At 73.3% G+C, this 25,072-nt stretch carries 27 protein-coding genes; 9 read left to right on the top strand and 18 right to left on the bottom strand.

Translation table 11 applies throughout. The features are described from left to right. Positions 1-73: 73 nt before the first annotated feature. Positions 74-946 carry an HAD-IB family hydrolase gene (locus ACIP9D_RS17270; protein WP_350875687.1) on the top strand — a complete coding sequence of 291 codons (873 nt, stop codon included), beginning with the start codon at positions 74-76 and terminating at the stop codon, positions 944-946. Between the two features lie 6 nt (positions 947-952). Here ACIP9D_RS17270 and ACIP9D_RS17275 read toward each other — a convergent pair whose 3' ends face one another. The 12 genes from ACIP9D_RS17275 to ACIP9D_RS17330 all read right to left on the bottom strand — a co-directional run bounded on the left by ACIP9D_RS17275 (position 953) and on the right by ACIP9D_RS17330 (position 11,746). Further along, positions 953-1,810, bottom strand: a complete 858-nt coding sequence (locus ACIP9D_RS17275; protein WP_350875831.1) for a lysophospholipid acyltransferase family protein — start codon at positions 1,808-1,810, stop codon at positions 953-955. A 152-nt stretch (positions 1,811-1,962) separates the two neighbouring features. Next, positions 1,963-3,036 (bottom strand): NAD-dependent epimerase/dehydratase family protein, encoded by a 1,074-nt coding sequence (locus ACIP9D_RS17280; protein ID WP_350875689.1) that lies wholly within the window; start codon positions 3,034-3,036, stop codon positions 1,963-1,965. Positions 3,037-3,156: 120 nt separating this feature from the next. After that, positions 3,157-3,258: a 30S ribosomal protein bS22 gene (locus ACIP9D_RS17285; protein WP_007465623.1), complete on the bottom strand. Its 102-nt coding sequence runs from the start codon at positions 3,256-3,258 to the stop codon at positions 3,157-3,159. 363 nt (positions 3,259-3,621) lie between these two features. After that, the gene (locus ACIP9D_RS17290; RefSeq protein ID WP_007465625.1) at positions 3,622-3,831 is read right to left on the bottom strand and encodes a helix-turn-helix domain-containing protein; all 210 of its coding nucleotides are present in this window, start codon (positions 3,829-3,831) and stop codon (positions 3,622-3,624) included. A 267-nt stretch (positions 3,832-4,098) separates the two neighbouring features. Next, entirely contained in the window at positions 4,099-5,283 is a 1,185-nt protein-coding gene (locus ACIP9D_RS17295; RefSeq protein ID WP_350875692.1) for an ABC transporter permease, read from the bottom strand. Beyond that, a complete protein-coding gene (locus ACIP9D_RS17300) occupies positions 5,280-6,176 on the bottom strand; it encodes an ABC transporter ATP-binding protein (RefSeq protein ID WP_350875694.1) in 897 nt (298 codons plus the stop codon). Before ACIP9D_RS17300 ends, ACIP9D_RS17295 begins: the two co-directional genes overlap by 4 nt. Then, positions 6,173-7,567 carry an efflux RND transporter periplasmic adaptor subunit gene (locus ACIP9D_RS17305; protein WP_350875696.1) on the bottom strand — a complete coding sequence of 465 codons (1,395 nt, stop codon included), beginning with the start codon at positions 7,565-7,567 and terminating at the stop codon, positions 6,173-6,175. Before ACIP9D_RS17305 ends, ACIP9D_RS17300 begins: the two co-directional genes overlap by 4 nt. A gap of 73 nt (positions 7,568-7,640) precedes the next feature. Continuing rightward, on the bottom strand, positions 7,641-8,930 hold the full coding sequence (locus ACIP9D_RS17310) for a hypothetical protein (RefSeq protein WP_350875698.1): 1,290 nt from the start codon (positions 8,928-8,930) through the stop codon (positions 7,641-7,643). A gap of 91 nt (positions 8,931-9,021) precedes the next feature. Next, positions 9,022-9,378 (bottom strand): DUF2568 domain-containing protein, encoded by a 357-nt coding sequence (locus tag ACIP9D_RS17315; protein ID WP_350875700.1) that lies wholly within the window; start codon positions 9,376-9,378, stop codon positions 9,022-9,024. After that, positions 9,357-9,932 (bottom strand): TetR-like C-terminal domain-containing protein, encoded by a 576-nt coding sequence (locus ACIP9D_RS17320; RefSeq protein WP_350875702.1) that lies wholly within the window; start codon positions 9,930-9,932, stop codon positions 9,357-9,359. Before ACIP9D_RS17320 ends, ACIP9D_RS17315 begins: the two co-directional genes overlap by 22 nt. Then, the gene (locus tag ACIP9D_RS17325; protein WP_350875704.1) at positions 9,925-10,725 is read right to left on the bottom strand and encodes an alpha/beta hydrolase; all 801 of its coding nucleotides are present in this window, start codon (positions 10,723-10,725) and stop codon (positions 9,925-9,927) included. Before ACIP9D_RS17325 ends, ACIP9D_RS17320 begins: the two co-directional genes overlap by 8 nt. Positions 10,726-10,825: 100 nt before the next feature. Next, complete coding sequence (locus ACIP9D_RS17330; protein ID WP_350875706.1) at positions 10,826-11,746, bottom strand: proline dehydrogenase family protein; 921 nt, start codon at positions 11,744-11,746, stop codon at positions 10,826-10,828. A 107-nt stretch (positions 11,747-11,853) separates the two neighbouring features. On the opposite strand from ACIP9D_RS17330, the gene ACIP9D_RS17335 reads away from it, so the two are divergent. The 3 genes from ACIP9D_RS17335 to ACIP9D_RS17345 are packed head-to-tail and all read left to right on the top strand — an operon-like array spanning position 11,854 to position 13,900. Continuing rightward, positions 11,854-12,126 (top strand): hypothetical protein, encoded by a 273-nt coding sequence (locus ACIP9D_RS17335; protein WP_350875707.1) that lies wholly within the window; start codon positions 11,854-11,856, stop codon positions 12,124-12,126. Between the two features lies 1 nt (position 12,127). Then, positions 12,128-13,294: a glutathionylspermidine synthase family protein gene (locus ACIP9D_RS17340; RefSeq protein WP_350875708.1), complete on the top strand. Its 1,167-nt coding sequence runs from the start codon at positions 12,128-12,130 to the stop codon at positions 13,292-13,294. Between the two features lie 18 nt (positions 13,295-13,312). Beyond that, entirely contained in the window at positions 13,313-13,900 is a 588-nt protein-coding gene (locus ACIP9D_RS17345; RefSeq protein ID WP_350875709.1) for a CGNR zinc finger domain-containing protein, read from the top strand. A 62-nt stretch (positions 13,901-13,962) separates the two neighbouring features. On the opposite strand, the gene ACIP9D_RS17350 is transcribed toward ACIP9D_RS17345, so the two are convergent. Both ACIP9D_RS17350 and ACIP9D_RS17355 read right to left on the bottom strand, forming a co-directional pair. Next, positions 13,963-14,769 carry a sugar phosphate isomerase/epimerase gene (locus tag ACIP9D_RS17350; protein WP_350875710.1) on the bottom strand — a complete coding sequence of 269 codons (807 nt, stop codon included), beginning with the start codon at positions 14,767-14,769 and terminating at the stop codon, positions 13,963-13,965. Between the two features lie 76 nt (positions 14,770-14,845). Then, positions 14,846-15,790, bottom strand: coding sequence for a Ppx/GppA phosphatase family protein (locus tag ACIP9D_RS17355; RefSeq protein WP_350875711.1), 945 nt, complete (start codon positions 15,788-15,790; stop codon positions 14,846-14,848). A gap of 79 nt (positions 15,791-15,869) precedes the next feature. Between ACIP9D_RS17355 and ACIP9D_RS17360 the strand changes: the two genes are divergently transcribed. Continuing rightward, the gene (locus tag ACIP9D_RS17360; RefSeq protein ID WP_350875832.1) at positions 15,870-16,667 is read left to right on the top strand and encodes a hypothetical protein; all 798 of its coding nucleotides are present in this window, start codon (positions 15,870-15,872) and stop codon (positions 16,665-16,667) included. A 195-nt stretch (positions 16,668-16,862) separates the two neighbouring features. On the opposite strand, the gene ACIP9D_RS17365 is transcribed toward ACIP9D_RS17360, so the two are convergent. Together ACIP9D_RS17365 and ACIP9D_RS17370 are read right to left on the bottom strand one after the other, a co-directional pair. Continuing rightward, on the bottom strand, positions 16,863-17,546 hold the full coding sequence (locus ACIP9D_RS17365; RefSeq protein ID WP_350875712.1) for a response regulator transcription factor: 684 nt from the start codon (positions 17,544-17,546) through the stop codon (positions 16,863-16,865). 23 nt (positions 17,547-17,569) lie between these two features. Beyond that, positions 17,570-18,853: an ATP-binding protein gene (locus ACIP9D_RS17370; RefSeq protein ID WP_350875714.1), complete on the bottom strand. Its 1,284-nt coding sequence runs from the start codon at positions 18,851-18,853 to the stop codon at positions 17,570-17,572. 201 nt (positions 18,854-19,054) lie between these two features. Here ACIP9D_RS17370 and phoU point away from each other — a divergent pair, with 201 nt between their 5' ends. Next, complete coding sequence (phoU, locus tag ACIP9D_RS17375) at positions 19,055-19,708, top strand: phosphate signaling complex protein PhoU (RefSeq protein WP_350875717.1); 654 nt, start codon at positions 19,055-19,057, stop codon at positions 19,706-19,708. A gap of 51 nt (positions 19,709-19,759) precedes the next feature. Here the strand turns inward: phoU and ACIP9D_RS17380 are convergent, their stop codons facing one another. Beyond that, positions 19,760-20,527 (bottom strand): phosphoglyceromutase, encoded by a 768-nt coding sequence (locus ACIP9D_RS17380; RefSeq protein WP_350875719.1) that lies wholly within the window; start codon positions 20,525-20,527, stop codon positions 19,760-19,762. Positions 20,528-20,676: 149 nt separating this feature from the next. On the opposite strand from ACIP9D_RS17380, the gene ACIP9D_RS17385 reads away from it, so the two are divergent. Next, positions 20,677-22,014 (top strand): MFS transporter, encoded by a 1,338-nt coding sequence (locus tag ACIP9D_RS17385; protein WP_350875721.1) that lies wholly within the window; start codon positions 20,677-20,679, stop codon positions 22,012-22,014. 102 nt (positions 22,015-22,116) lie between these two features. Further along, entirely contained in the window at positions 22,117-23,433 is a 1,317-nt protein-coding gene (locus ACIP9D_RS17390) for an MFS transporter (RefSeq protein ID WP_350875723.1), read from the top strand. Positions 23,434-23,854: 421 nt separating this feature from the next. On the opposite strand, the gene ACIP9D_RS17395 is transcribed toward ACIP9D_RS17390, so the two are convergent. Beyond that, positions 23,855-24,130, bottom strand: coding sequence for a hypothetical protein (locus ACIP9D_RS17395; RefSeq protein ID WP_400450235.1), 276 nt, complete (start codon positions 24,128-24,130; stop codon positions 23,855-23,857). On the opposite strand from ACIP9D_RS17395, the gene ACIP9D_RS17400 reads away from it, so the two are divergent. Next, a complete protein-coding gene (locus ACIP9D_RS17400; protein ID WP_400450237.1) occupies positions 24,120-25,016 on the top strand; it encodes a hypothetical protein in 897 nt (298 codons plus the stop codon). The genes ACIP9D_RS17395 and ACIP9D_RS17400 overlap by 11 nt on opposite strands. Positions 25,017-25,072 lie beyond the last annotated feature (56 nt).

Genomic DNA, 25,072 nt, shown 5'->3' on the forward strand with positions numbered 1-25,072 from the left:
TCCCGCCCCCACCGCGAGGTCCGGCTACCCTCGATCGAGGCGCAGGTCGCGCCGGTCGAGGGAGGGTGGTCGCGTGGCCCGCAGCCGCAAGGTGACGGTGAGCACCGACGCCCACGGTCACACCGCCGGCTGGGCCGAGGCCGGGCCGGCGGCGACACCGCCGGAGCCCGACCCGACCGCGGCGGCCTTCTTCGACGTGGACAACACGATGATGCGGGGCGCCTCGATCTACTGGTTCGCCCGCGGGCTCGCCGCCCGCGACTACTTCACCACCGGCGACCTGGCCCGGTTCGGCTGGCAGCAGCTCCGGTTCCGCCTGCTGGCGCGGGAGCACGTCGGCGACATGTCACAGGCCAAGCAGGCCGCGCTCGCCTTCATCGAGGGTTGGCGGGTGGACGACGTGGAGCGGCTCGCCGAGGAGATCTTCGACGAGTTGATGGCGCCGCGGATCTGGGCCGGCACCCGTGGGCTCGCCCAACGCCACCTGGACTCCGGTGAGCGGGTCTGGCTGGTCAGCGCCGCCCCGGTGGAGATCGGCCGGGTCATCGCGACGCGGCTCGGGCTGACCGGCGCGATCGGCACGGTCGCGGAGATCGTCGACGGCGCCTACACCGGCCGGCTGGTCGGCGATCTCATGCACGGGCCGGCGAAGGCCGAAGCGGTGGCCCAGCTCGCCGCGGTGGAAGGGCTCGACCTTGCCCGGTGCGCCGCCTACAGCGACTCCGCCAACGATTTGCCGCTGCTCTCCACCGTCGGCCGGGCGGTCGCGGTGAACCCCGACGGCGTGCTGCTGCGGCGGGCCCGGGAGCACGGCTGGGAGGTACGCGACTTCCGCACCGGGCGGCGGGCGGTCAAGGTCGCCGTCCCGTCGACCGCGGCGGCCGGGCTGCTGGCCGGTGCGGTCAGCGCCGGCCTGGCGCTGCACCGCCGTCGCCGCGCCGACTGAGCCGGCTCACGGGCCGAACGGGTCCGGGCGCCGCTCCAGCAGCCGGTGCAGCGTCTGCTGGATGGTCTCCCGCACCTGGTCGGCGAGGTTGAACACGACCAGCGGGTCGTCGGCCGAGTCGGTCAGGTGCGCCGTCGGGATCGGCGGGCAGAACTCGATCAGCCACTTGCTCGGCAGCGGGACCATGCCCAGCGGCCCGAGCCAGGGGAAGGTCGGGGTGACCGGGAAGTAGGGCAGCTTCAGCAGCCGCGCGAGGGGCTTGATGTCGGCGAGCATCGGATAGATCTCCTCGCCCCCGACGATCGCCACCGGCACGATCGGGGTGCCGGTACGCAGCGCGGCCGAGACGAACCCGCCCCGGCCGAAGCGTTGCAGCTTGTAGCGCTCGGAGTAGAGCTTGCCGATGCCCTTGAAGCCCTCGGGGAAGACGCCGACCAGCTCGCCGGTGCCGAGCAGGCGCTCGGCGTCCGGGTTGCAGGCCACCGTGCCACCCGACTTGCGCGCCAGCTCGGAGACGATCGGCATCCGGAAGACCAGGTCCGCGCCGAGCAGCCGGAGGAAGCGGTGTGCGGGGTGCTGGTCGTGCAGGGCGGCCGAGAGGATCAGCGCGTCCAGCGCCACGGTGCCCGAGTGATTGCCGACGATCAGGCCGGCGCCGTCGGCGGGCACATGTTCGATGCCGGTGACCTCCGTGCGGAACCAGTCCCGGTAGAGCAGCCGCAGCACGGGGTGGAAGACGGACTCGGTCAGCTCCGGGTCGAAGCCGAACTCGTCGACCTCGTAGTCGCCGGCGAGCCGGCGGCGCAGGAACGCCAGGCCGCTCGCCACCTTGCGGTCCCAGGGGTCCCCCGGCCGGTCGGCCACCGCCGGTCCGTCCGGCCGCGACGCCGCGCCGGAGGCGGCCGGGCCGGCGTGCCGGTGCCCGTTGCGCCGCGCCGGCTCCGCGTCCGGGCCGGGCGGGTTCGGCGGTACGTCGAACCGGCCGCCGAGCTCGGCGCCGTCGCGCCCCGGCCCGTTCACGACCGCTCCCGTACGGCGGCCCGCACCTGCCGGAGGCCGTCCAGCACCAGTTGCTCGGCGATGGCCAGGTGACCGCGGGTCACCACCGCGCCGCCGTGGTGCGCTCGAATGAAGTCGTCGAACGCGGCGGCGGTGGAGCGCGGGGTGAAGCCGTACTCGCGCTCCAGCCGGCTGGTGTCGACCACCCGGCCGTGCACGAAGAGGTCGACCTGGTCGAGGCCGTAGCGGCCGAAGCCGAGGTTGCGGGCGAGCGCGGCGGCCCCGGAGAGGCCGGGCTCCAGCACCGGCAGGGTCACCCGGCCGGCCCGCCGGATCGCCTGGGTGAGGTTGAGTACGCCGGGGCCGGCCACGTTGTAGGTGCCCGGGTGCTCCTCGACGACCGACCGGTGCAGCACCTCGAGCGCGTCGTCGAAGTGCAGGAACTGCAGCCGCGGGTCACGGCCGAAGACGGTGGGCACCACCGGTTGGGAGAAGTAGCGGGTCAGCGTGGTGTCGGCGGTCGAGCCGATGAACGGCGCGAAGCGCAGCACCGTCGCGGTGACGTCGGGCCGGCGCCGGCGGAAGCCGCGGACGTACCCCTCGATGTCGAGGATGTCGCGGCCGAAGCCGCCGCGCGGCACCTCGCGCGGCTCGGTCTCCTCGGTGAAAACGGCCGGGTCGCGGAAGGACGCCCCGTACGCGGCGGTCGAGGAGCGGACGACCAGCTTGCGCAGCCGGGGCGCGCGCTGACAGGCGGCGAGCAGCTGCATGGTGCCGATGACGTTCTGGTCCTTCATGGCGGACCGGCCGCCGTGCTGCTGGTCGGGGGCGGTGACCAGCGCGAGGTGCACCACCGCGTCGACCTCGAGGTCGGCGAGGAGGCCGCCGAGCGAGCCGGGGTCGATCCGGATCCGCTCGACCCCGTCGAGCAGCTCGGCGAACTCGTTGCCGGACTCGGCCGGGTCGATGCCGATCACCCGCTCGATCCGCTCGTCGCCGGCGAGCCGCGCGGCCACGTGCGCGCCGAGGTAGCGGCCCACCCCGGTCACGACGACGACCCCCGGGGCACCTGGGGTGCCACCGGGGGTCATCCTCCGCACCTTCCCCGGCAGGCGTGATCGAGCCGGGACATCCGCGGCCTGATCACCTGAGCCTCCGAGGGTCGACAGTTGGCAAGTGACGCCGTTGCCGGGCCGTGGGCCCGGCGTGGGTCACTTGCCGAGACGGCGACGCTGGACGCGGGTCTTGCGCAGCAGCTTGCGGTGCTTCTTCTTAGCCATGCGCTTGCGGCGCTTCTTGACCACCGAGCCCATACGACAGCCTTTCGATACAACGTGCGGGGCGGACCGGGTGACGCCACGCGGGTGGCATCGGCGACCGCTTGCGGACAACGGACCGGACCAGGTCGGGCGGCAGGGCGCACGGGGTGCGGTCACGGTCGGGGTCCAGGGTAGCGGGAGAGCCTCATCAGGACCAACGCGCCCCCGTCGATGCACCCGCCGGAGCGATCCCGCATTCAGGGCCGTGGGCCCGCGCGGTCACTCCTCGCGCTCATCGGAGCCTGCGTGGCTCGCGACTGCGGGGCTCGCAAGCTCACTCCTCGCGCTCGCGGGGAGCCGGCCTGGCTCGCGACTGCGGGGGCCCGTCAGGTTGGGGGCGAGGGGCTGTCCGGTGGCTCAGGCGGTTTCCTGAAAGGCGCCCCGGAGATATTCGTGCACCGCGTGTTCAGGCACCCGGAACGACCGGCCGACCCGCACCGCGGTGAGTTCACCGCTGTGCACCAGGCGGTAGACCGTCATCTTCGACACCCGCATGACCGTCGCCACCTCGGCGACGGTCAGGAACTTGACCTCCGACAGCCGACCGTCGGACTGCGACCCGGCCATGGCTCACCGACCCATCCCATGCCCGGCGCGTGCCAATCCGACGGTTGCTCCCGCTCGCACCGGCGACGCGCGTGTTACCAGTACGGTAGCGGGGCCGCTGTTACCGGCGCGATCCCTTCGTACAACTGATCATGAATCGGGCCTCGGTTCACCCGTTCTGAGCTGCCGATACCTCCCTTCCTGCGTCGTGCGTCCCGTTGCCGGAACCGCTGGCCCGGGACACGGAGCGCGACCGGCGGGCGTCTCCCGCTCGACGCGGCTGGGGCTTCACTCGGCGCGAAGCGCGACCACCGGGTCGAGCTTTCCAGCCCGCTGCGCCGGGACCACCCCGAAGATGATCCCCACCGCCGCGGACACCCCGAAGGCGAGCGCCAGCGACCACCAGGTGATCGCCGCCGGGATCGGCGACACTGCGTCCACCAGCAACGCGGTGCCGACCCCGAGCGCCATGCCGGTGAGCCCGCCGATCGAGGTGAGCAGCACCGCCTCCAGCAGGAACTGCACGCCGATGTCCCGTGGTCGGGCGCCGACCGCCTTGCGCAGCCCGATCTCCCGGGTCCGTTCCCGGACGCCGACCAGCATGATGTTGGAGACGCCGACCCCGCCGACCAGCAGCGAGATGCCCGCGATGGCGGCCAGCACGCCGGTCAGCACACCGAGGATGTCGCCCAGCACGCCGAGGATCTGCTCCTGGGTGACCGCGCTGAACTCGGTGCCCGGATGCCGGCGGGCCAGCTCGGCCACGATCCGGTCGCCCAGCTCGTCGATCCGCTCCCGGTCCGGCGCCTTCACCGCGATCCCGTCGACCCGCTGGGTGCCGTAGAGCCGCTGCGCCGCGGTGACCGGGATGTGCACCTCGTCGTCGCGGTCCACGCCGAGGCTCTGACCGAGCGGCGCGAAGACGCCGACGACCCGGAACCGCACCCCGGCCACGGCGATCTGCTGGCCCAGCGGGTCCCGGTCGGGAAAGAGCGCGCCGGCCACGGCGGCCCCGAGCACCGCCACCCGGCGGCCGGTGTCCACATCGGATCCGCTCAGGTAGCGGCCCCGGGCCAGCTCCCGGGTGAAGACCTGCGGGGTGGTCTCCAGCACCCCCTGCACCGTGCTGAAGTCGCTGCGGTTCCCGGCGCGCACGGTGGCGCCGGAGGCGACGGTGACCGCGACCCGGTTCGGGTCGCCGACCACCCGGGTGACCGCGTCGACGTCGGCGAGGGTGAGCGGGGAGACCGCCGGGGCGGCGCCGACATCCAGCCGGCCGGGAACCACCAGGAGCAGGTTCGAGCCGAGCCCCTCGACCTGCCGCTCGACCTGCTCCTTGGTGCCGGTGCCGATGGCCACCAGCACCACCACCGAGGCGACGCCGATGATCACCCCGAGCATGGTGAGCGCGCTGCGCAGCCGGTTCGCGCGCAGCGCGTCCAGCGCCACCCGCCACGCCTCGGCCAGCCTCACCGGTCGTCCCCGTCCGGTACGTCGGCCCTGGCGGCGGTCGGTCGCGGAAGGCGCCCGGTGGCTCCGGTGGCGCCACCGGAGCCACCGGGCGGGCACCCCGAGCCGCTTCCGGACGCGGACCGGGGCTCCGCGCTGGGAGCGGGGACCAGTGTCTCAGGTACGCCGGAGCCGCCGGACAGCGGTGGATCATGAAGGTCGGATCGGGCACTGTCGGCGACCACCACGCCGTCGCGCAGGGTTATCCGTCGCCGGGCCCGGGCCGCGACCTCCTGATCGTGGGTCACCATCACCAGGGCGACGCCGGAGTCGGTGTTCAGCTCCTCCAGCAACTCCAGCACCGCCGCGCCGGTCACGCTGTCCAGGTTGCCGGTCGGCTCGTCGGCGAGCAGCACAGCCGGGTCGGTGACCAGCGCGCGGGCGATGGCGACCCGCTGCTGCTCGCCGCCGGAGAGCTGGTTGGGCCGGTGGTCGAGCCGGTGCCCGAGCCCGACCCGGCCCAGCATGGCCGCCGCCCGCTGCCGCCGCTGCCGGGCGCCGACGCCCCGGTAGACCAGCGGCAGCGCGACATTGTCCACCGCGGACGTCCGGGGCAGCAGGTGGAACGCCTGGAAGACGAAGCCGATGGTCTCGTTGCGCAGGGTGGCCAGCTCCGGCGCGCTGAGGCCGGCCACCTCCCGGCCGCCGATCGCCAACCGGCCGCCGGTCGGCCGGTCCAACCCGCCGAGCAGGTGCATCAGCGTCGACTTGCCGGAACCGGACGGCCCGACCAGAGCCACGTAGTCGCCGGACGCGACGGTCAGCGTCACCGCGCGCAGCGCGGGCACCGACACCCCGTCGAGCTGGTACGTCCGGGACACGTCGACCGCCTCGATCGCCGGCACCGTCGAGCTCATCCGACTTCCTGGCCCTCGCGGACCTGGTCGGCGCCGCGGACCACGATCCGGTCGCCGGCCTGCACCCCGCTGACGATCTGCACGAGGTCCTGCCCCTGCACGCCCACCGTCACCGCCGCCCGGTCGGCCCGGCCCTCCCGGACCACCCACACCGCGTCCCGGCCGTCCACCGAGAAGACCGCCGAGGCGGGTACGGTCACCGCGTCGGTGGCCTCACGGACCCGCAGGTGGACCACGGCGTTCATGCCGGGGCGGGGCGTCGGGGCGGCTTCACCCTCGCCGAGCCGACCCGCGCCGAGGGTGAGCCGCACCCGGTAGGACACTCCGCCGCGGGCCGAGTTGGTCGGCAGGACGTCCACCGAGCGCACCGTCGCGTCGTACGTCGCACCGGTCACCGCGTCCAACTCGACCTCGGCGGTGAGCCCGGCCCGGACCAGCAGCACGTCGGTCTCGTCCACCTCGGCGAGCAGGCCCAGCTCGCCGAGGTCCACCACGGTCAGGACCGGCGTGCCGGCGGTGACCCGCCCGCCGACGGGGACCGCGCCGTCCACGCCGGGCGGCGGCCCGGTCGGCGCGGGGGCGAGTGCCCCGGGGGCGAGGCCGGCCGGCACGCCACCGGCACCGAGCAGCCCGGCCAGCGCGTCGGCCGAGCTGCCGCCACCGCTCGTCCCGCCGGGCTGCACCACGCCGCCGATCGGGGCGCGCAGGGTGAGCGCGTCGACGGTCGCCTTCGCCAGGTCGTACGCCTGCTGGGCTTGCAGCCGTTGCGCGGCGGAGAGCGCGCCGACCGCGGAGTTCAACCCGCTGATGCCCTGCTGCACCGCCCGGACCGCCTGGTCCGCGGTGCGCGCGGCGGCGGCGTACTGCCGCTGGGCGGCCTCGACCTGGCGCAGCAGCGCGTCGCGCAGACGCGGGTCGCCGACCTTTCCGGCGGCGGTCCGCGCCGCGTCGAACGCCTCGGCGGCGGCCCGGTCGGTGCCGCGCCGGCTGCCACCCAGCTCGCCGACCCCGACGCCGCGCCCGGCCCGCTTCGCGGCGGTCAGTGCCGCCCGGGCCTGCCGGAGCCGGTCCTGAGCGGACGGGGAGCTGATGACGGCCAGCACCTGACCCTTGCGGACCCGCTGGCCGGGCTGGACACGCAGGCTGGTGAGCGTGCCGTCGGCGGGCGCGGTGAGGGTGGCCGCCGCCCGTGCGGTGACGGTCGCCGGAGCATCCACCACCTCGGTGACGGCGGACCGGCCGACCGCGGCGAGCGCGAAGGGCGGCGGATCGTCGCCGCAGGACGCGGCGGTGGTGCCGGTGAGGACGACCGTGGCGAGCAGGGCGACGAGCAGGCGGGGCCGCATGGCTGCGCGCAGCCGCGGCGGATCGGTGCGGCGCACGCGGCCCATGCTACGAGCCGAGGTCGACGCCCGCCGATGTGGCCGCCTCGGCGGGCACCAGCTGAGGCGGCAGGCCGCCGGATCAGGTGACGAGGGCCCGGATGTACGCGACGCACTCGTCGTGCAGGGCGGGCCAGGGCTCGCCGAGGGCTCGCTCGGCGGCCTGCTCTATCGGCCTGCCCTCGTGCACCACGGCGGCGAAGAAGGCGAGTACCCGCTGCTCACCGAACCGGTCGACGAGGTGCCGGACGGCCAGATAGCCCAGGCCGTAGCTGCTGGCGACCCGCTCGGCGGACGCGTCGTCGGCGGGCGCGATCCCGTCCAGCTTCCCGTTCCAGCCGCTCCGGACCAGCTGCCGCACCTCGGTCAGCCCGCTGTACCGGCCGACCGGCTCGCCGTCCGCCCCGGCGTACTCGGCCAGCCCCTCCACCAGCCACCAGTCGTCCGCGCCCGGGTAACCCCGCTCGGGCAGGGACGAGGCGTGGGTCAGCTCGTGCCGGAGGAGGTCGTCCGTGCCGGCGGGGGTCAGCCCGTCGGCGTTGAGCACCACCTCCTGGTGCCCACCGCCAACGGTGACCGCGTACCCGCCCGTCCACTTCGGCCGCCCGCCGCCGTACCAGCTCTCCCACTCGGTCCGCCCGGCGTAGAAGATCCGGTAGCGGTCGGGGACCGCACCGGTCGGCGCGTACCGGTCGGCCACCTTCGCCGCCGCCTCGGCCTGGGCCAGCAGGTTCGGCAGCTTGCCGCGCAGCGCGGGTGTGGTGGCGACGATGGTGCGCGGTCCGGTCGCGACGGCCAGTTCGCTGATCTCCCACGGCCGGGTACCGGTCTGCGCCGACTTGGATTCCTCGACCGCGACCAGCCGGGGAACTCCTCCGGCGTCCCGCCAGCGGGTGCCGGCCAGCACCGGGCTGGGCCGGCAGCCGGCCACCACGAAGCAGTACTGGAATCGCACCAGCAGCCGCCACTCGCCGGCCCGGTCGGGCGTCGGGGTGGGCAGGCCGGTCACCTCGGCCCGCCAGGTGGTCACCTTGAGCGCGCGAAGGGCGGCGAACCGGCGCTTCAGGTCGGCGTGTGCGGCCGGCTCGGCGACCGCGAGGAAGCCGGCCCGGTCGCCGGCCAGCAGGGCCGCGGACTGCCGGTCCAACTCGGTCGCTATCCGATCGGCGAGCTGACGCCCGGCCCGGGTCGCCGGATCGTCGGCCGTCGGGTCGGCCCGGCTCAGCACCGCCCGGTGGGTCCCATCGCGGAGCACCCCGACCACCAGCACCGCCGGCAGTCCGCAGGTGAGCAACAGCACGAGCACCCCGAGCACCGTCCACACCGGCCAGAGTCGGCGCGGGGGACGCGGCTCGTCCAAACCGTCAGTCACGGGCGAAGGGTAACGACCAACCGGCCGATCGGGCGAGGGGTCACCACCGATCGGTTCGCCCGGCCGCTACTCCGGGTCGCCCGAACGACACCTACGCCGGGCGGCCGGTGCGGCGGAGCAGGGTGACGGTGACGGCCCAGACGGCGACCAGCGCGACCCCGAGCAGCGGCCGGCCGAGCACGGCGAGCAGGCCGCCGCCCAGCACGAACCAGCCGGCCTGGAAGGTGTGCTTGGCCGGCGCCGACAGCGATACCCGGGCCTTCGGCGAGCCGAAAACCCCCCAGAGCGCGGCGAGCAGCAATGGCGCCGCGGCGGCGGCGAGCAGCCGGACCGGGGTGGCCGCGTCCAGCGCCCAACCCCACCGGACGCCGACCACCAGCACGGCGAGCTCCAGCAGGAAGATCAGGAGCAGCCCGAGGGCGCGCATCATCGCCGCCGCCCGGACCATGCCTGGAAGGCGGTGTCCAGCGCGGCGATCAGCTCGTCGTACGAGCGGTCGACGTCGCGGGGCAGGCCGAAGCCACCGGCCGCCTCCAACGCGACGAACCCGTGCAGCGCGCTGCGCAGCATCCGGGTGGCGTCGACCGCATCGTCGCCGGTGAGCCCGTAGCCGCGCAGCACCGCATAGATGGCGCCGACCGCCCGCTCCCCTGCGGCCACGTGCTCCGGGTCGGCCGGGTCCGGCACCCGCTGGGCGGCGGGATAGCGGCCGGGGTGCCGGTGGGCATACGCCCGGTAGGCGGTGGCGATGGCGCGCAGGGCGTCCACCCCGGCCCGGCCGACGGCGGCGCCGGTCAGCTCGGTGGCCAGCTCGGCGGTGGCCAGCGCGGAGAGCTTCTGGGTGAGCGCGTCGGCGCCCCGGACGTGCTTGTAGAGGCTGGGCAGCGCGACGCCGAGGCGGGCGGCCAACGCGGCGAGGGTGAGCTGCTGGTAGCCGACCTCGTCGGCCAGCCGGGCGGCCTCACGCACCACGGTCTGCTGGTTGAGACCGACCCTAGGCACCGGAGGTCACCGCCAGGAACGCGGTCAGCTGCTCGGCCGTGCGCGCCGGCTGGTCGGCGTGCGGGTAGTGGCCGGAGTCGGCGATCATCCGGGCCTCGGCGGTGGCGAAGAGCCGGCGCGCGGCGCGCGCCTCGGCGCCCGGGTCCTTGAAATCCGGGTCGCGCGCGCCCATCAGCACCAGGACCGGCTGCCGGACCTCCCGGGCGCGGGCCGTCCAGTGCGGCTCGACCGGCTCGACGACCCCGCGCATGGCCGCCATCCGGCCGGGCTCCCGCAGGTTGGCGACCATCGCCCGGCGGAACGCGGCGTCGTCTGCCGGCCGCGTGACCGGGAACAGGGTCCGGTGGAACATCCCGAAGAGTCTCGGGCTGCGCATCACGGCCACCAGGGCGAGCCGCAGCGCCGGGTTGAGCTTGGGCTGCGTCACGAACGCGCCGATCTGCACGATGCCGGCGACCAGCTCGGGCGCCTCGGTCGCCGCGAAGACCACAGCCGCGGCGGCCGACGAACTGCCGACCAGGACGGCCGGACCGCCGCCCAGGTCGCGGACCACCGCCAGCAGGTCGCCGCCGACCTCCGCCGGGGCGTACGTCGACCAGCCGACGCTGGACGCGCCGTGCCCCCGGACGTCCGTCGACGCCACCCGGTAGCCGGCCGCGACGAGCAGCGGCACCAGATGGCGGTAGGAGCCGCGGTTCTCACCCATGCCGTGGGCGAGGACCACCAGCGGCCCGGCACCGTGCACCTCGTAGGCGATCCGACCGCCGACCCGATCAACGTAGCTAATGTCCATAACCAAAAAGCTAACCCTATTAGCCGCCGGCGTCAAGCCGAAACGACGGACGGGCCGGCGGGACGACATCCCACCGGCCCGTCCGGGCGATCGGTTGCGGCTACTTCTTGGAGATCAGGGCGCGGCCGAAGAAGACCAGGTTGGCCGGGCGCTCGGCGAGCCGGCGCATCAGGTAGCCGTACCACTCGTCGCCGTACGGGACGTAGGTGCGCACGGTGTAACCCTCGGCGACCAGCCGGGCCTGCTCCTCCGGGCGGATGCCGTAGAGCATCTGGAACTCGAATCGCTCCGGCCCCCGGTCGAACCAGCGGGCCCGGTCCTCGCCGATGGCGATCAACCGCGGGTCGTGGGTGGCCAGCATCGGGTAGCCGTCGCCGGACATCAGCACGTTCATGCAGCGGACGTAGGACTTGTCCACCTCGCGGGCGGACTGGTAGGCCACCGACTCCGGCTCCTTGTACGCCCCCTTGCAGAGCCGCACCCGCGAACCGGCAGTGGCCAGCTCACGGCAGTCCGACTCGGTCCGTCGCAGGTACGCCTGGAGGACCGCCCCGGTCGACGGGAAGTCCTTGCGGAGCTTGGCCAGGACGTCCAGGGTCGAGTCGGTGGTGGTGTGGTCCTCCATGTCCAGGGTGACCGTGGTGCCCGCCGCGTCCGCCGCCGCGCAGATCGCCCGGGCGTTGTCGTACGCCAACTGCTCGTCGAACTTCTGCCCGAGCGCGGAGAGCTTCACGCTGACCTCGGCGGCCGGAGTGAGCCCCGCACCGGCGAGCAGCCGCAGCAGCCTCAGGTACTCGTCCCGGGTGGCGTTGGCCTGCTCGGGGGTGACGGTGTCCTCACCGAGGTTGTCGAGGGTGACCGCGAGACCGTCGTCGACGAGTGCGCGGGTGGCGCGCAGCGCGTCGTCGGTCTTGGCGCCGGCGACGAACCGGCGGACGACGTCCCGGGTGAACGGGGCAGTCGCGACGAGCCGCTCGACCTGGGATGACCGGGAGGCGGCGAGGATGACGGAACGGAGCATGAGCCGAGCGTAACGCCCGTGCACGGGCCCGCGCCGAGGGGCGGCGGCCTTGCCCGGGAGCCGCCCCGGGGCACACGGACGTGGCACGGATCGGCTACAACGATGCCGTGGAACGACACCCCCGCCGCCGGCTCCGGTCGGCCTCCGTGCAGCTCGGCGCGCTCACCGCCCTGGCCCTCGCTCTGTCCGGCTGCAACCTGACCTCCGACGACGACGATGACGACGACTGCGCGCTCGGGCCCGGGGGCGGCGGCGACACCGTGGCGCTGGCGATGCGGGTCGCCGGCCCGTCCACGGCGCGCAGCGCCCCCGAGCCGGCCGCCGCGGCCGTGCCCGATCGGGGCGGCTTCGGCACGCACCTCGCCTCCTGCGGCGGCTGAGGTGCGCCGAAAGTCGGTCACCCCCCGACCGGACTGGGACGCCACCATCCGCGCCCAGGGGCTGGTGTACGTGGACACCGAGTTGCCCGACGGCGGGGTCATGTCGTACTGGGACGAGACCGCCGCCTACGCCTTCGACCTCGCCGAGGTGCTGCGGCTGGAGGAGGCGACCGAGGAGCTGCACCGGATGTCGGTGGCCGCCGCCGAGCACGTGGTGGCGCGCGGGCGGTACGCCGAGTTCGGCATCCCGACCTGGGCGGCCGAGGCGGTGGCCCGGTCGCTGCGCGAGGGGCCGCCGACCCTCTACGGCCGCTTCGACCTCGCCTACGACGGCAGCTGGCCCCCGAAGCTGCTGGAGTACAACGCCGACACCCCGACCTCACTGGTGGAGGCGGCGATCGTGCAGTGGTACTGGCTGGAGCAGACCCGCCCGGAGCTGGACCAGTGGAACAGCCTGCACGAGCGGCTGGTCGGGGCGTGGGCGGCGGTCGGCGCCGGACTGCACGATCGCCGGGTGCACGTGGCCTGGTCGAGTGAGGAGGAGTCGGGCGAGGATCACATGACGGCCGGCTACCTGGCCGAGACGGCCCGCCAGGCCGGGCTGGGCGTCGAGCTGCTGCCGATCCAGGAGATCGGCTGGGACGGCCGGCGCTTCGTCGACGCGGCCGACCAGCCGGTCACCACCTGCTTCAAGCTCTATCCGTGGGAGTGGATGCTCGACGAGCCGTACGGCCGGCTCGCGCTCGAACCGGGCACGCCGACCACCTGGATCGAACCGGCCTGGAAGCTGCTGCTCTCCAACAAGGCGCTGCTCGCCGTGCTCTGGGAGCTCTACCCGGGGCACGAGTACCTGCTCCCCGCGTACCTGGACTCGCCGCGCGGGATGTCCGAGTACGTGGCCAAGCCGCTGCTCGGCCGGGAGGGCGGCTCGGTGCGGATCGTCACGCCCACCGAGGAGATCACCAACCCCGGGATCTACGGCGACGAGGGCTGGTGTTACCAGGAGTTCCGCCCGCTACCCGAGTTCGACGGCAACCGGACGGTGCTGGGGAGCTGGATCGTCGCCGGTGAGTCGGCCGGCGCCGGGGTACGGGAGAGCGTCAGTCTGATCACCGACGGTTACGCGAGGTTCCTGCCGCACTACATCGACGCGCCGCGTCCCGCCTGAGTCGTCTACCTTTGTGGGGTGAACTTCGACGCGTACGCGCGAACCGGCGTTGACCTCGTCAACGCCCGCCTGGACGACCTCGACGACCTGCGGGCCCTCTTCCCCGAGACCAGCGCCTGGATGCGCGAGGAGGCCGCGGAACGGGACCTGGCGATCTTCCGGCGGGCGCAGAAGCGCCTACGCGACGTCTTCGACTACGGCACATCCGGGCGGGACGCCCAGGCGGTCGCCGAGCTCAACGCCCTGCTGGAGGCCTACCCGGTGCAGCCGCGCATCTCGGGTCACGACTCCAGCGACTGGCACATGCACGTGACCAGCCGGGGCGCCTCGGTGAGCGCGGAATACCTCGCCGGCGCGGTCTGGGGCCTCTCGGTCTGGCTCTGCGAATACGGCAGCGCGCGGTTCGGTGTCTGCGCCGACGAGCGCTGCGGCAACGTCTACCTGGACACCTCGTCCAACTGCTGCCGGCGGTTCTGCTCGGAGCGCTGCGCCACCCGCTCGCACGTGGCCGCCCACCGGGCGCGCAAGCGGGCGGCGGTCGGCGAGCAGGTCCCCGTCGCCGCCCAGCCGACGGCGACCACCGAGTCGCTCACCCCGGTCAGCTGACCCGACCGGCCGGCCGGTCAGGCCGGCACGGGTCAGCCGGCTCCGGTCGTGCCGCGCAACGGTCAGGCGTCGACCGGGGACGGCGTGCTCAGGTGCTGGCGGGCGAAGTCCAGGGCGGCCCGAAGGTCCGCCTCGCGCACCGCGCGGCTCTTCGCGCCCCGGGTGGACACCTCCACCGCCACCGAGCCGGTGAAGCCCCGCCCGGCCAGCGATCGCAGCAGCTCGGCGCAGGGCTGGGTGCCCCGGCCCGGGACCAGGTGCTCGTCGCGACCCTCACCAGTGCCGTCGCCCAGGTGCACGTGCGCCAGCGCGTCGCCCATCCGGTCGGCCATCTCCAGCGAGTCGGTGTGCGAGGCGGCGCAGTGTGAGAGGTCGAGCGTGTAGGCCGGGTAGCCGGTCTCGGTCGGATCCCAGCCGGGGACGTAGGGGACGAACTGCCGGCCGGCCATCCGCACCGGGTACATGTTCTCGACCGCGATGCGCAGCCCTGGGTACTGGCCCGCGATGGCGTCCAGCCCGTCACCGAAGGTCCGCGCGTAGTCGCGCTGCCAGGTGAACGGTGGGTGCACCACCACCGTGGGCGCCTCCAGCGTCTCGGCCAGCTCGGCCGAACGGCGCAGCCGCTCCCACGGGTCGGGGCTCCACACCCGCTGGGTGACCAGCAGGCAGGGCGCGTGCACGGAGAGCACCGGCACCCCGTAGTGCTGGGAGAGGCCGCGCAGCGCGCCTGCGTCCTGGCTGACCGCGTCCGTCCAGACCATCACCTCGACGCCGTCGTAGCCGAGCGCCGCGGCCAGCTGGAATGCCGCCGCGGTCCGCTCGGGGAAGACCGAGGAGGTGGACAGGAGCACCGGGACGCGGGAAGTCACACCAGCCAGGGTAGCCCGGTCGCGCCGGAGCATCGTGACGAGAAGTCGTAAAGCGGCCGGAACCGTCCCCGCCGGCTCAGCCGGGACCGAGCTGGTCGAGTCGGCTCAGGATCACGCCCTCCCGCAGCGCCCAGGGGCAGATGTCCAGCGCGTCCACGTCCAGCCGGCGCATCACCGCCTCGGCGACGATCGCGCCTGCCATCAGCTGGTGGGCCCGGCCCATGCTGACCCCCTCCAGCTCCGACAGGTGCCCCGGCGGGATGTGCCGGATGAAGCCGATCACCTGGCGCAGACCGGTGCGGGTGAGGCGGCGTCGGGCCCAGAGTCCCGCGCCGGACGGGGCCGCCCCGGCCAGCCGGGCGAGGGTGCGGAACGTCTTCGAGGTGGCGACCGGCCGATCCCAGCCCACCTCGGTCATCTCCTTGACCACCGGGTCGAGCACCCCGTCGACGTACTCCCGCAGTTCGTCGACGGCTTCGGTGGTGGGGGGCGCGGTGTGACCGGGCGCCACCCGCAGCCGCTCCCGGGTCAACCGGCCGGCACCGAGGGGCAGCGAGACGGCCAGGCTGGGGTCCTCGTCGATCCCGGCGGCGATCTCCAGCGAGCCGCCGCCGATGTCCAGCACCAGCAGCCGCCCGGCGGACCAGCCGAACCAGCGTCGCACCGCGAGGAACGTCATCCGCGCCTCGTCCGCGCCGGAGAGCACCTCGAGGCGTACGCCGGTCTCCTCCCGGACGCGGGCCAGCACCTCGGCCGCGTTGATGGCCTCCCGAACCGCGGAGGTGGCGAACGCGATCAGGTCGTCGGTGTCCAGGCCGGCGGCCGCCGCCTTGGCCATGCTGACCGCCTTGACCAGCCCGTCGGCACCGGCCTCGGTGAGCGCGCCGTCCGGGCCGAGCTGTTCGGCCAGTCGCAGCACCACCTTCTCCGAGTGCGCCGGCCAGGGGTGCGCGCCGTGGTGGGCGTCCACCACAAGCAGGTGCACCGTGTTGGAGCCGACGTCGAGGACACCCAGTCGCATGCCCTGACCCTAGGGGCAACACGTTTGCGCGGCTCGCCGGCCCGCGCGGTGTCCCCCGCGTAGGCTGGTCCGGGTGACGATGGAGCTCCGCGTGCTGGTGGACGAGCCCGACGACCCGCGCAGTCGTGAGGTGCCGCTGGACTTCCCTCGGGAGTGGGTCGAGTTCGCCGACCCGGCGGACGAGAACCACCAGATCCGCGCCGACCTGACCTGGCTGCTCTCCCGGTGGACCTGCATCTTCGGTCAGGGCTGCCACGGCATCATCGCCGGCCGGGCCGCCGACGGTTGCTGCTCGCACGGCGCCTTCTTCACCGATTCCGACGACGAGAAGCGGGTGCGCGCCGCTGCCAAGCGACTCACCCCGTCGACCTGGCAGCACTTTCGCCGGGGCTTCAAGAACTGGACCGAGAACGACACCATCGACGGGAAGAACCCGGCCCGGCGGACCGCCACCCAGGACGCCGACGGCCCCTGTGTCTTCCTGAACGACGCCGACTTCCCCGGTGGCGGCGGCTGCGCGCTGCACGCCCAGGCGCTACGCGACGGGGTGCACCCGTTGGAATACAAGCCGGACGTCTGCTGGCAGTTGCCGATCCGGCGGGATCAGGACTGGGCCAAGCGACCGGACAACACGAAGGTGCTGGTCTCCACGCTGTCGGAGTTCGACCGGCGCGGCTGGGGCGCGGGCGGGCACGACCTGCACTGGTGGTGCACCTCCTCGACGGACGCGCACGTCGGCACCGAGCCGATGTACATCTCGTACGGCCCGGAGCTGACCGCGCTGATCGGAGCGCCCGCGTACGCGAAGCTGGCCGAACTCTGCGCGGCCCGCGTCCGCCAGGGGCTGGTCGCCCCGCACCCCGCCGACGCCTCCTGACCCAGACCGGCCGATCAGGCCGAGCTGGTCACGCGCCGTCACAGCCGTTCCGGCGAGTGGGGGTCCGGCTCCGTCCTTTGCTCTGCTTCACCACAGGAAACAGTCACCCCGATTCGCGGCGGGCCCGCGGTCAGGTGGAGCCGACGTACCGACGAGGGCCCCGGCAGAGCCGTGGGCCCTCGTCGCGTCCGTCGATCACGGCTCGAACTTGTAGCCCAGGCCTCGGACGGTCACGATGTAGCGCGGCGCGGACGGCTCCGGCTCGATCTTGGAACGCAGCCGCTTGACGTGCACGTCCAGCGTCTTGGTGTCGCCGACGTAGTCGGCGCCCCAGACCCGGTCGATGAGCTGACCCCGGGTGAGCACCCGTCCGGCGTTGCGCAGCAGGAGCTCCAGCAGCTCGAACTCCTTCAGCGGCAACTGCACGGCCCCGCCGTCGACCGTCACCACGTGCCGCTCGATGTCCATCCGGACCGGGCCGGCGGCCAGCGTCGGCGCACCCGACTCGGCCACCTCGGGGGTCTGCCGGCGCAGCACCGCCCGGATCCGGGCCACCAGCTCCCGCGGCGAGTACGGCTTGGTCACGTAGTCGTCGGCGCCGATCTCCAGGCCGACCACCTTGTCGATCTCACTGTCCCGCGCGGTGACCATGATGATCGGCACGTGCGAGCGCTGCCGGAGCTGCCGGCACACCTCGGTCCCCGACATTTCGGGCAGCATCAGGTCGAGCAGCACGATGTCGGCGCCGGTCCGGTCGAACTCGGTGAGGGCGGAGGGACCGGTCGCGGCGACCGAGACCTCGAAGCCCTCCTTGCGGAGCATGTACGACAGGGCGTCGGAGAACGACTCCTCGTCTTCGACCACCAGAACGCGGCTCAACGGAGATTTCCTTTCCATTGCTGTCAGACCTGCCGAAGCTCGGCCGGACCGGGCTCGATCCCAACCGGCGGCAGTGTCGCCAGGAGGTCGTCCGGGGGACGGGCAGGCAGCCGGATGGTGAACGTCGATCCACCACCAAGAGTGCTCGCGACATCGACCCGTCCGCCATGGTTGCTCGCGATGTGCTTCACGATGGCCAGACCGAGCCCGGTGCCGCCGGTCGCCCGCGAGCGCGCCTGGTCCGCGCGGTAGAACCGCTCGAAGATCCGGTCGACGTCGCTGGGGGCGATACCGATGCCCTGGTCGGTGACGGAGATCTCGACGTGCTCCTCGCCGCCCTGAGCGGTGACCCGTACCGTGGTGTCCTCGCCCGAGTAGTTGATGGCGTTCTCGACCAGGTTGGCCACCGCGGTCGCCAACTGGGTGTCACTGCCGTACGCGGTCAGGCCGCGCTCCCCGGACACCACCACCTCGATCCCCCGGGCCGAGGCCGTGGTCCTGGTCCGGTCGACAACCTCGGCGACCACCCAGTCGATCGAGACCGGCTCCGGTGCCGGCTGCGGCTCGGCGCCCTGCAACCGGGTCAGCTCGAGCAGTTCCTGCACCAACCGGCCGAGCCGGGTCGACTCGTGCTGGATCCGCTCCGCGAAGCGGCGGGCGGCGACCAGGTCCTCGGAGAGGTCCGGGGCGACCTCGCTGGCCGGCTCGGTGGCGTCCAGCAACGCCTCGGCCAGCAGCTGCAGGGCGCCGATCGGGGTCTTCAGCTCGTGGCTGACGTTCGCCACGAAGTCCCGCCGCACCCGGGCCAGCCGGTGCGACTCGGTCACGTCAGCCGCCTCCACGGCGATGTAGCCGGCACCGACCCCCATCGCCCGCAGGTGCACGCCGAGCGGATTGTCCCCCGCGTTGTCGCGACCCCGGGGCAGGTCCAGCTCGATCTCGCGCCGGATGCCGGTCCGTCGGACCTGCCCGGCGAGGGTACGAATGAGAGGATGGGCGGCGATCGAGCCCGGGCTGGTCCCGGTGCGGAGCAGGCCCATCGCCCGGGCCGCCGGGTTGACCAGTACGGGAACATCGTCGGGATCCAGCACCACCACGCCGGCCCGGAGCGAGTCGATCGTACGGCGGCCGAGCCCGACCTGCGGATCGTCGGCTATCGCGGGCCTCCCCATGTTCCAGAGGGAGCTGCCGCTCCCGGTCGACGCGACGCGACGGCGCAGCGCCGGCACGATCCGGGGCAGCATGAACCCGGCGACCACTCCGGTCGCCAGTGCTACGGCCACCACGACCGCCACCGCCCAATCCACCTGGCGATCGTAGGGTCATTGTTAACCTGGCTACCGCCCAGACCAGGACGAACCAGGCTCGCTTCCGGCAAAGTTCACCCGTGCGTCCGGCGTCGTTCACCGGGGTTCATGTCGGGGCCGTCCGTCCCGCCTACCGTGGTCGTCGCACCGCCCACCCGGCGCCGGCCCCGGCCGGCGGCAATCCGACCACAGGACGTGACAATGCGCGACGAGTTCCGGGCCGACCTGCAGATCGTCAGCCAGCTGCTGGTGGACATGGCCGAGGGGATCCGGTCCGCCATGCGCCAGGCCACCCGCGCCCTGCTCACCGCCGACCGGCAGGCCGCCGAGACGGTGATCGAGCGGGACGCCGAGATCGACGACCTCTACCGGCACGTCGAGGAGCGGGTCTGCGACCTGCTGGCCCGGCAGGCGCCGGTCGCCTCCGACCTGCGTGCCATGATCACCGCCCTGCACGTCGCCGCCGACCTGGAGCGGATGGGCGATCTGGCCGACCACGTGGCGAAGACGGCGCTGCGGCGGCACCCCTCGCCGGCGGTGCCGGCCGAGCTGCGTCAGATCTTCACCGACATGGCCGCCATCGCCGACCGGATGGCCGTGAAGATCGGCTCGGTGCTGGCCAAGCCCGACGCCGACCTCGCCGCCGAACTGGACCGCGACGACGACGCGATGGACGACCTGCACAAGACCCTGTTCAGCGTGCTGCTCGGCGACGACTGGCCGTACGGGGTGGAGACCGCGATCGACGCCACCCTGCTGGGCCGCTTCTACGAGCGCTTCGCCGACCACGCGGTGAACGCCGGCGAGCACGTGGTCTACCTGATCACCGGGGAGCAGGCGCCGAGCGCCAGCTGAGCACCGCACGACGAAGGCCCCCGGTCCGCGGACCGGGGGCCTTCGCGCAGGTCAGCGGCCCTGGTTGGCGACCGCGGCGGCGGCCGCCTTCGCGGCGGCCGGGTCGAGGTAGGTGCCACCCAGGGTGAGCGGGCGCAGCTGCGGGTCGAGGTCGTAGCGCAGCGGGATCCCGGTCGGGATGTTCAGCTTCGCGATCGCCTCGTCGGAGATCTGGTCGAGGTGCTTGACCAGCGCGCGCAGCGAGTTGCCGTGCGCGGCCACCAGCACGGTACGGCCGGCCAGGATGTCCGGGACGATCGAGTCGTACCAGTACGGCAGCATCCGCTCGACGACGTCCTTCAGGCACTCGGTGCGCGGCATCAGCTCGGTCGGCAGCAGCGCGTACCGGGAGTCGCCCACCTGGGACCACTCGTCGTTGTCGTCGATCGGCGGCGGAGGCGTGTCGTACGAGCGGCGCCAGAGCATGAACTGCTCCTCGCCGTACTCGTCGAGGGTCTGCTTCTTGTTCTTGCCCTGCAGGGCGCCGTAGTGGCGCTCGTTGAGCCGCCACGACCGGCGCACCGCGATCCAGTGCCGGTCGGCGGCGTTCAGCGCCAGCTCGGCGGTGCGGATCGCGCGGCGCAGCACGCTGGTGTGCACCACGTCCGGCATCAGGCTGTGCTCACGGAGCAGCTCGCCGCCGCGCCGCGCCTCCTCCTCACCCTTGGTCGTCAGGTCGACGTCGACCCAGCCGGTGAAGAGGTTCTTCGCGTTCCAGTCGCTCTCGCCGTGCCGCAGCAGGACCAGCGTCCCGATGGTGGGCCCCTCGCTAGCAGTCATGCGGATCATCCTGCCGTACGGCGCGGCCGGACACGCGGTGACCTGTCGTGACGACCACCACGTGGAAAAGCTGATGACCTGCGTTCCGGCCGACGACTAGGTTGTAAGGCGCTTGGGATAGACCGGTCATTACCAAACGGGGGCGGCGGATGCGGACGGTGCACGGCTGGTTGCAGGACACGGCGGGTGGACTGCCGCGGCGGTTCTGGTACCTCTGGGCCGGCACCCTGATCAACCGACTCGGCTCGTTCGTGCTGGTCTTCCTGGCCATCTACCTCACCCAGGAACGTGGCTTCTCCGCCTCGCAGGCCGGCCTGGTGATCGGGCTCTGGGGCGTCGGCGGCGCCGTCGGCACCACCGTCGGCGGCACCCTGACCGACCGCTGGGGACGCCGGCCCACCCTGCTCGTCGCCCACCTCGGCGCGGCCACCATGATGCTGGCGCTCGGCCTGGCCCGACCGCTCTGGGCGGTCGCCCTCGGCGCGCTGCTGCTCGGCACGTTCGCCGAGGCGGCCCGGCCGGCGTTCGGCGCCATGATGATCGACGTGGTGCCGGAGAAGGACCGGTTGCGCGCCTTCTCGCTGAACTACTGGGCGATCAATCTCGGCTTCGCCTGCGCGGCCGTGCTCGCCGGCTTCGCCGCCCAGGCCGGCTACCTGCTGCTCTTCGTGGTCGACGCGATCACCACGCTGGTCACCGCGCTGATCATCTTCATCCGGGTGGGTGAGACCCGGCGGGCCGCCAGCCCCACCGCGAAGGGCGCGCCGGCACCGGCGGGCGCGCTGCGCACCATCCTCAGCGACCCGATCTACCTCGGCTTCGTCGCGCTCAATCTCTTCAGCGCGCTGGTCTTCCTCCAGCACATCTCGATGCTGCCGATCGCGATGGGCGACTCCGGCCTGACCCCCGCCACGTACGGCTCGGTGATCGCTCTCAACGGCGTACTGATCGTGGTGGGTCAACTCTTCGTCCCCCGGCTGATCCGAGGCCGGAGCCGGTCACACGTGCTCGCGCTGGCCGCCGTGGTGATGGGCGTGGGCTTCGGGCTCACCGCGTTCGCCGAGGCCGCCTGGTTCTACGGGCTGACCGTGCTGATCTGGACGGTCGGCGAGATGCTCAACTCGCCCTCCAACGCCACTCTCGTCGCCGAACTCTCCCCCGCCGCGCTGCGCGGTCGCTACCAGGGCGTGTTCTCGCTCTCCTGGCAGATCGCCGGGGCCAGTGCGCCGATCCTCGGCGGGCTGGTGCGCGAACACATCGGCAACAGCGCGCTCTGGCTGGGCTGCGCCGCGATCGGTGGGCTGATGGCGGTGGCCCACCTGATCTCCGGACCGGCCCGGGAGCGCCGCGCCACCATGCTGCGCCGGACCGCCGAGCCGGCCGTCCCGCTGACCGACGTCCGCCCGCCGGTGCCGCAGGCCGCCGAGCCGGCGGCGACCGCGCCGACCGAGCCGATCGGGACCGTCGAACCGGCCCGGGCAAGCTGAACCAGGGGCGGTCGAGGGCGGGGTCCGCGCTCCCCGCCCGCCCGAGGTCCGATAGCGTCGGGACCGGTAACGGTTAACAAAGCGAACTGTCGGGAGGGGCGCTTGCGCGGCCTGCAGCGCTGGTGGCAGGAGACGGCGGGCGGGCTCCCCGCCACCTTCTGGTATCTCTGGGCCGGCATCCTGATCAACCGGGCCGGCGCCTTCGCGATGCTCTTCCTGTCGCTCTACCTGACCGATGCGCGGGGCGCCAGCGAAGCGCTCGCCGGCACGGTCGTCGGGGCGTACGGCGCCGGCGGGGCGATCGGTGTGCTGCTCGGTGGGGTGTTGGCCGACCGATGGGGGCGGCGGGCCACCCTGGTCACCGCCCATCTGATCGCCGGCGGCCTGATGGTGGCGCTGGCCCTGAGCCGGCATCTGGTGCTCATCGCGGCGCTCGCCGCGCTGGTCGGGGTGGTGCACTCGATGCCCGGCCCGGCGTTCGTGGCGGCGATCGTCGACCTGGTGCCCGAGCAGCGCCGGTCGCGCGCCTTCAACCTCCAGTTCTGGGCCTTCAACCTGGGCATGGCGGTCGCCTCGCTGCTGGCCGGGGTGCTCGCCGAGGCGAGCTTCCTGGCCCTGTTCCTGGTCGACGCCGCCGCCACGCTGGCCACCGCGTTGGTGATCGCGTGGAAGGTGCCGGAGACGCTGGGCCGGGCAACCACCCCGCCGGCCGGCCGAGCCGAGGCGGGCGGGCGGCGGCCGGGGCTGCGCACGGCACTCACCGACCGGATCTTCCTGACCTTCGTCGCGCTCACCTTCGTGCTGGCCGTGCTGACCATGCAGACTTCGACGATCATGCCGCTGGCGATGCGCGCGGACGGGCTCGGGCCGTCGTCGTACGGTCTGGTGGTGGCGCTCGGCGGCGCGCTGATCGTGCTCGGCCAACTGTTCGTGCCACGGCTGATCGACGGCCACCGCAAGGACGTGGTGCTCGCCGCCTCCACCGCGCTGATGGCGCTCGGCTTCGGTGCGCTCGCGCTCGCCAACGGGCTGGCGGTCTACCTGGTCGCGGCGGTCGTCTGGACGGTCGGGTCGATGCTGGCCGCCCCACCCAACGCCCAGATCAACGCGGACCTGGCGCCACCCGCGCTGCGCGGTCGCTACCAGTCGGTGTTCTACCTGACCTTCCCGGCCGCGTCGTTCGTGGCGCCGACGCTGGGCGGGGTGAGTCTGCAGTACCTGGGCGCCGGGCACTGGCTGATCGTGGGTGCGCTCGGGTTGCTCGCCGCGGGGGCCCACCTGCTCGCCGGTCCGCCCCGGGAGCGCCGGGTGGCCGCGCTACGCCGGGCCACCGCCGCGGCGTCCCGAGCGGTCTCGACCGTAGGGGCGTCAGGGCGGGCCGCGGATCCGGCCGCCGGCGAGCGGAGTGCCGCCGGCTGATCGCGCGGTGGCTCACAACCCACATTCCTTGGACAAAACGGCCATAAGGCGCAGATATGCGAAGTGCCCACCACGCCCCGAATGGCAGTGGTGGGCACCTCGCGCACTGTGGGGCCGGCGGCGGCGGGCAACACTCACCCCCGTAAGCGTCGCCCGCTCGCGCCGCCGGTCCAAACAGGTGGGCACCGTCCCCCAACGGTTGGTCCACCCGTCTCATCGCACCTCGCCCGGTGCGCGGATCTGATCGATCCGCCGCTCCCCCGAACGTTTCCGAGCGTGGTGCGGTGCAATAAAGTTAGTTCGCCCAGATTCCGGATTCAACCCGCATCGGCTGTCTCGCCGGTCACAGAAACCGGCCTCCCGCTACTCCGGGCCTCGGTGTTCCCAACACCGGCTACCCGCCGACGATTCCCGCAAACGGTCAGCCGTCCTCACGATCGGGTGACTCGGTCCGGAAGAAGTTGCTCTGCCGACCGTCGCGCATCTGCTCCTGGTAGATGAGGTTCAGTCGGCGCAGGTCGAAGGTGTGGAACCAGTCGTCCCAGGTGATCTCGCGGATCCGGCTGCTCTCCCGGTAGCCCGGGATGTTGAACGTGAGCACGCCGGCCCGACCTTCCCGCTCGGTGCCCGCGATCGTGGCCGGCCTGGCCCCCCGTTCCCGGGCCCACCGCTGGATCACCTCGTGATTGCTGGTCACCAGGCTGCGGCCCGGCCGCTCCGGCCGGTCGGCGAGCGAGGAGATCGCCTGGGACGACCGTGCCGACCGGGAAGTGCTGCGCCCGGTCCGCAACCCGCCGCCGGCCGGGGCCGCCGCCGTACCGCCGCGCGCCGCCGTCGGCCGGTTCGCCGGGGCGGTCTTCTTCGCCGCGGCGGTCGCGCGCGCCGACGTGGTCTTCTTCGCGGGGGCGGCCCGCTTCGCCGCCGTCGTCTTCCGGGCGGCCGTCGTGCGCTTGGCCGCGGTCGTGGTCCGGGCGGTCGTCGTCTTCCGCGCCGGCGCCGTCTTCCGAGCCGCAGCCGTCTTCTTGGCCGCGGTCGTCTTCCGCGCCGCGGTCGTCTTCCGCGCCGGTGCCGTCTTTCGCGCCGCCGTCGTCTTCTTGGCCGCGGTCGTCTTCTTCGCCGCCGTCGTCTTCTTGGCCGCGGTGGTCTTCTTGGCCGCCGTCGCCTTCCGGGCGGTCGACTTCGCCGCCGCCTTCTTCACGGCCGCCTTCTTCGCCGGCGCGGTCTTGTTCGCCGGGACCGCAATGGCCCGGCTCGGCGCGGCCTTGCCCGCCCGGCCGCCGGCGGCCTTCTTCGTGGCCGCGGCGCGGCCGGCCGTCCTGGTGCCGGTCGCCCGGCCGGCCGGCCCGGTGCTCGTCCGGGCGGCGCCGCCGCGGCGCATCGTCCGCACCAACTCCTTCACCAGGTCCGGCTTGCGCATCGCGGATATGCCGGATACGCCGTACCGGCGAAGCTGCCCGCGGATGTCGTCCACCCGCATCCGGCCGATCTCGGTCTCCGAGATCCCCGGGGTGTTCGGGGTCCGGTTCCCCGCCTGCCGCCTGGTACTGGTCGCAGTCCCGCCGCGACCTGAGCTGTTCCGCTGAGCCATGGCACGCTCCTCGACAGTCCGTCCTCGGCGCGCGGCGGGTCCCCAAACTGC

It is taken from the genome of Micromonospora sp. NPDC093243, from assembly GCF_044753725.1.
Classification (GTDB): Bacteria; Actinomycetota; Actinomycetes; order Mycobacteriales; family Micromonosporaceae; genus Micromonospora.

What these genes read in the sequence shown, in the direction of transcription:
- ACIP9D_RS17280 (WP_350875689.1), bottom strand. Translation starts at nt 3,036, where the DNA reads ATGACCCCCGGTGGCACCCCAGGTGCCCCGGGGGTCGTCGTCGTGACC.
- ACIP9D_RS17285 (WP_007465623.1), bottom strand. Translation starts at nt 3,258, where the DNA reads ATGGGCTCGGTGGTCAAGAAGCGCCGCAAGCGCATGGCTAAGAAGAAG.
- ACIP9D_RS17290 (WP_007465625.1), bottom strand. Translation starts at nt 3,831, where the DNA reads ATGGCCGGGTCGCAGTCCGACGGTCGGCTGTCGGAGGTCAAGTTCCTG.
- ACIP9D_RS17300 (WP_350875694.1), bottom strand. Translation starts at nt 6,176, where the DNA reads ATGAGCTCGACGGTGCCGGCGATCGAGGCGGTCGACGTGTCCCGGACG.
- ACIP9D_RS17305 (WP_350875696.1), bottom strand. Translation starts at nt 7,567, where the DNA reads ATGGGCCGCGTGCGCCGCACCGATCCGCCGCGGCTGCGCGCAGCCATG.
- ACIP9D_RS17315 (WP_350875700.1), bottom strand. Translation starts at nt 9,378, where the DNA reads ATGGTCCGGGCGGCGGCGATGATGCGCGCCCTCGGGCTGCTCCTGATC.
- ACIP9D_RS17325 (WP_350875704.1), bottom strand. Translation starts at nt 10,725, where the DNA reads ATGGACATTAGCTACGTTGATCGGGTCGGCGGTCGGATCGCCTACGAG.
- ACIP9D_RS17330 (WP_350875706.1), bottom strand. Translation starts at nt 11,746, where the DNA reads ATGCTCCGTTCCGTCATCCTCGCCGCCTCCCGGTCATCCCAGGTCGAG.
- ACIP9D_RS17355 (WP_350875711.1), bottom strand. Translation starts at nt 15,790, where the DNA reads ATGCGACTGGGTGTCCTCGACGTCGGCTCCAACACGGTGCACCTGCTT.
- ACIP9D_RS17360 (WP_350875832.1), top strand. Translation starts at nt 15,870, where the DNA reads ATGGAGCTCCGCGTGCTGGTGGACGAGCCCGACGACCCGCGCAGTCGT.
- phoU (WP_350875717.1), top strand. Translation starts at nt 19,055, where the DNA reads ATGCGCGACGAGTTCCGGGCCGACCTGCAGATCGTCAGCCAGCTGCTG.
- ACIP9D_RS17380 (WP_350875719.1), bottom strand. Translation starts at nt 20,527, where the DNA reads ATGACTGCTAGCGAGGGGCCCACCATCGGGACGCTGGTCCTGCTGCGG.
- ACIP9D_RS17385 (WP_350875721.1), top strand. Translation starts at nt 20,677, where the DNA reads ATGCGGACGGTGCACGGCTGGTTGCAGGACACGGCGGGTGGACTGCCG.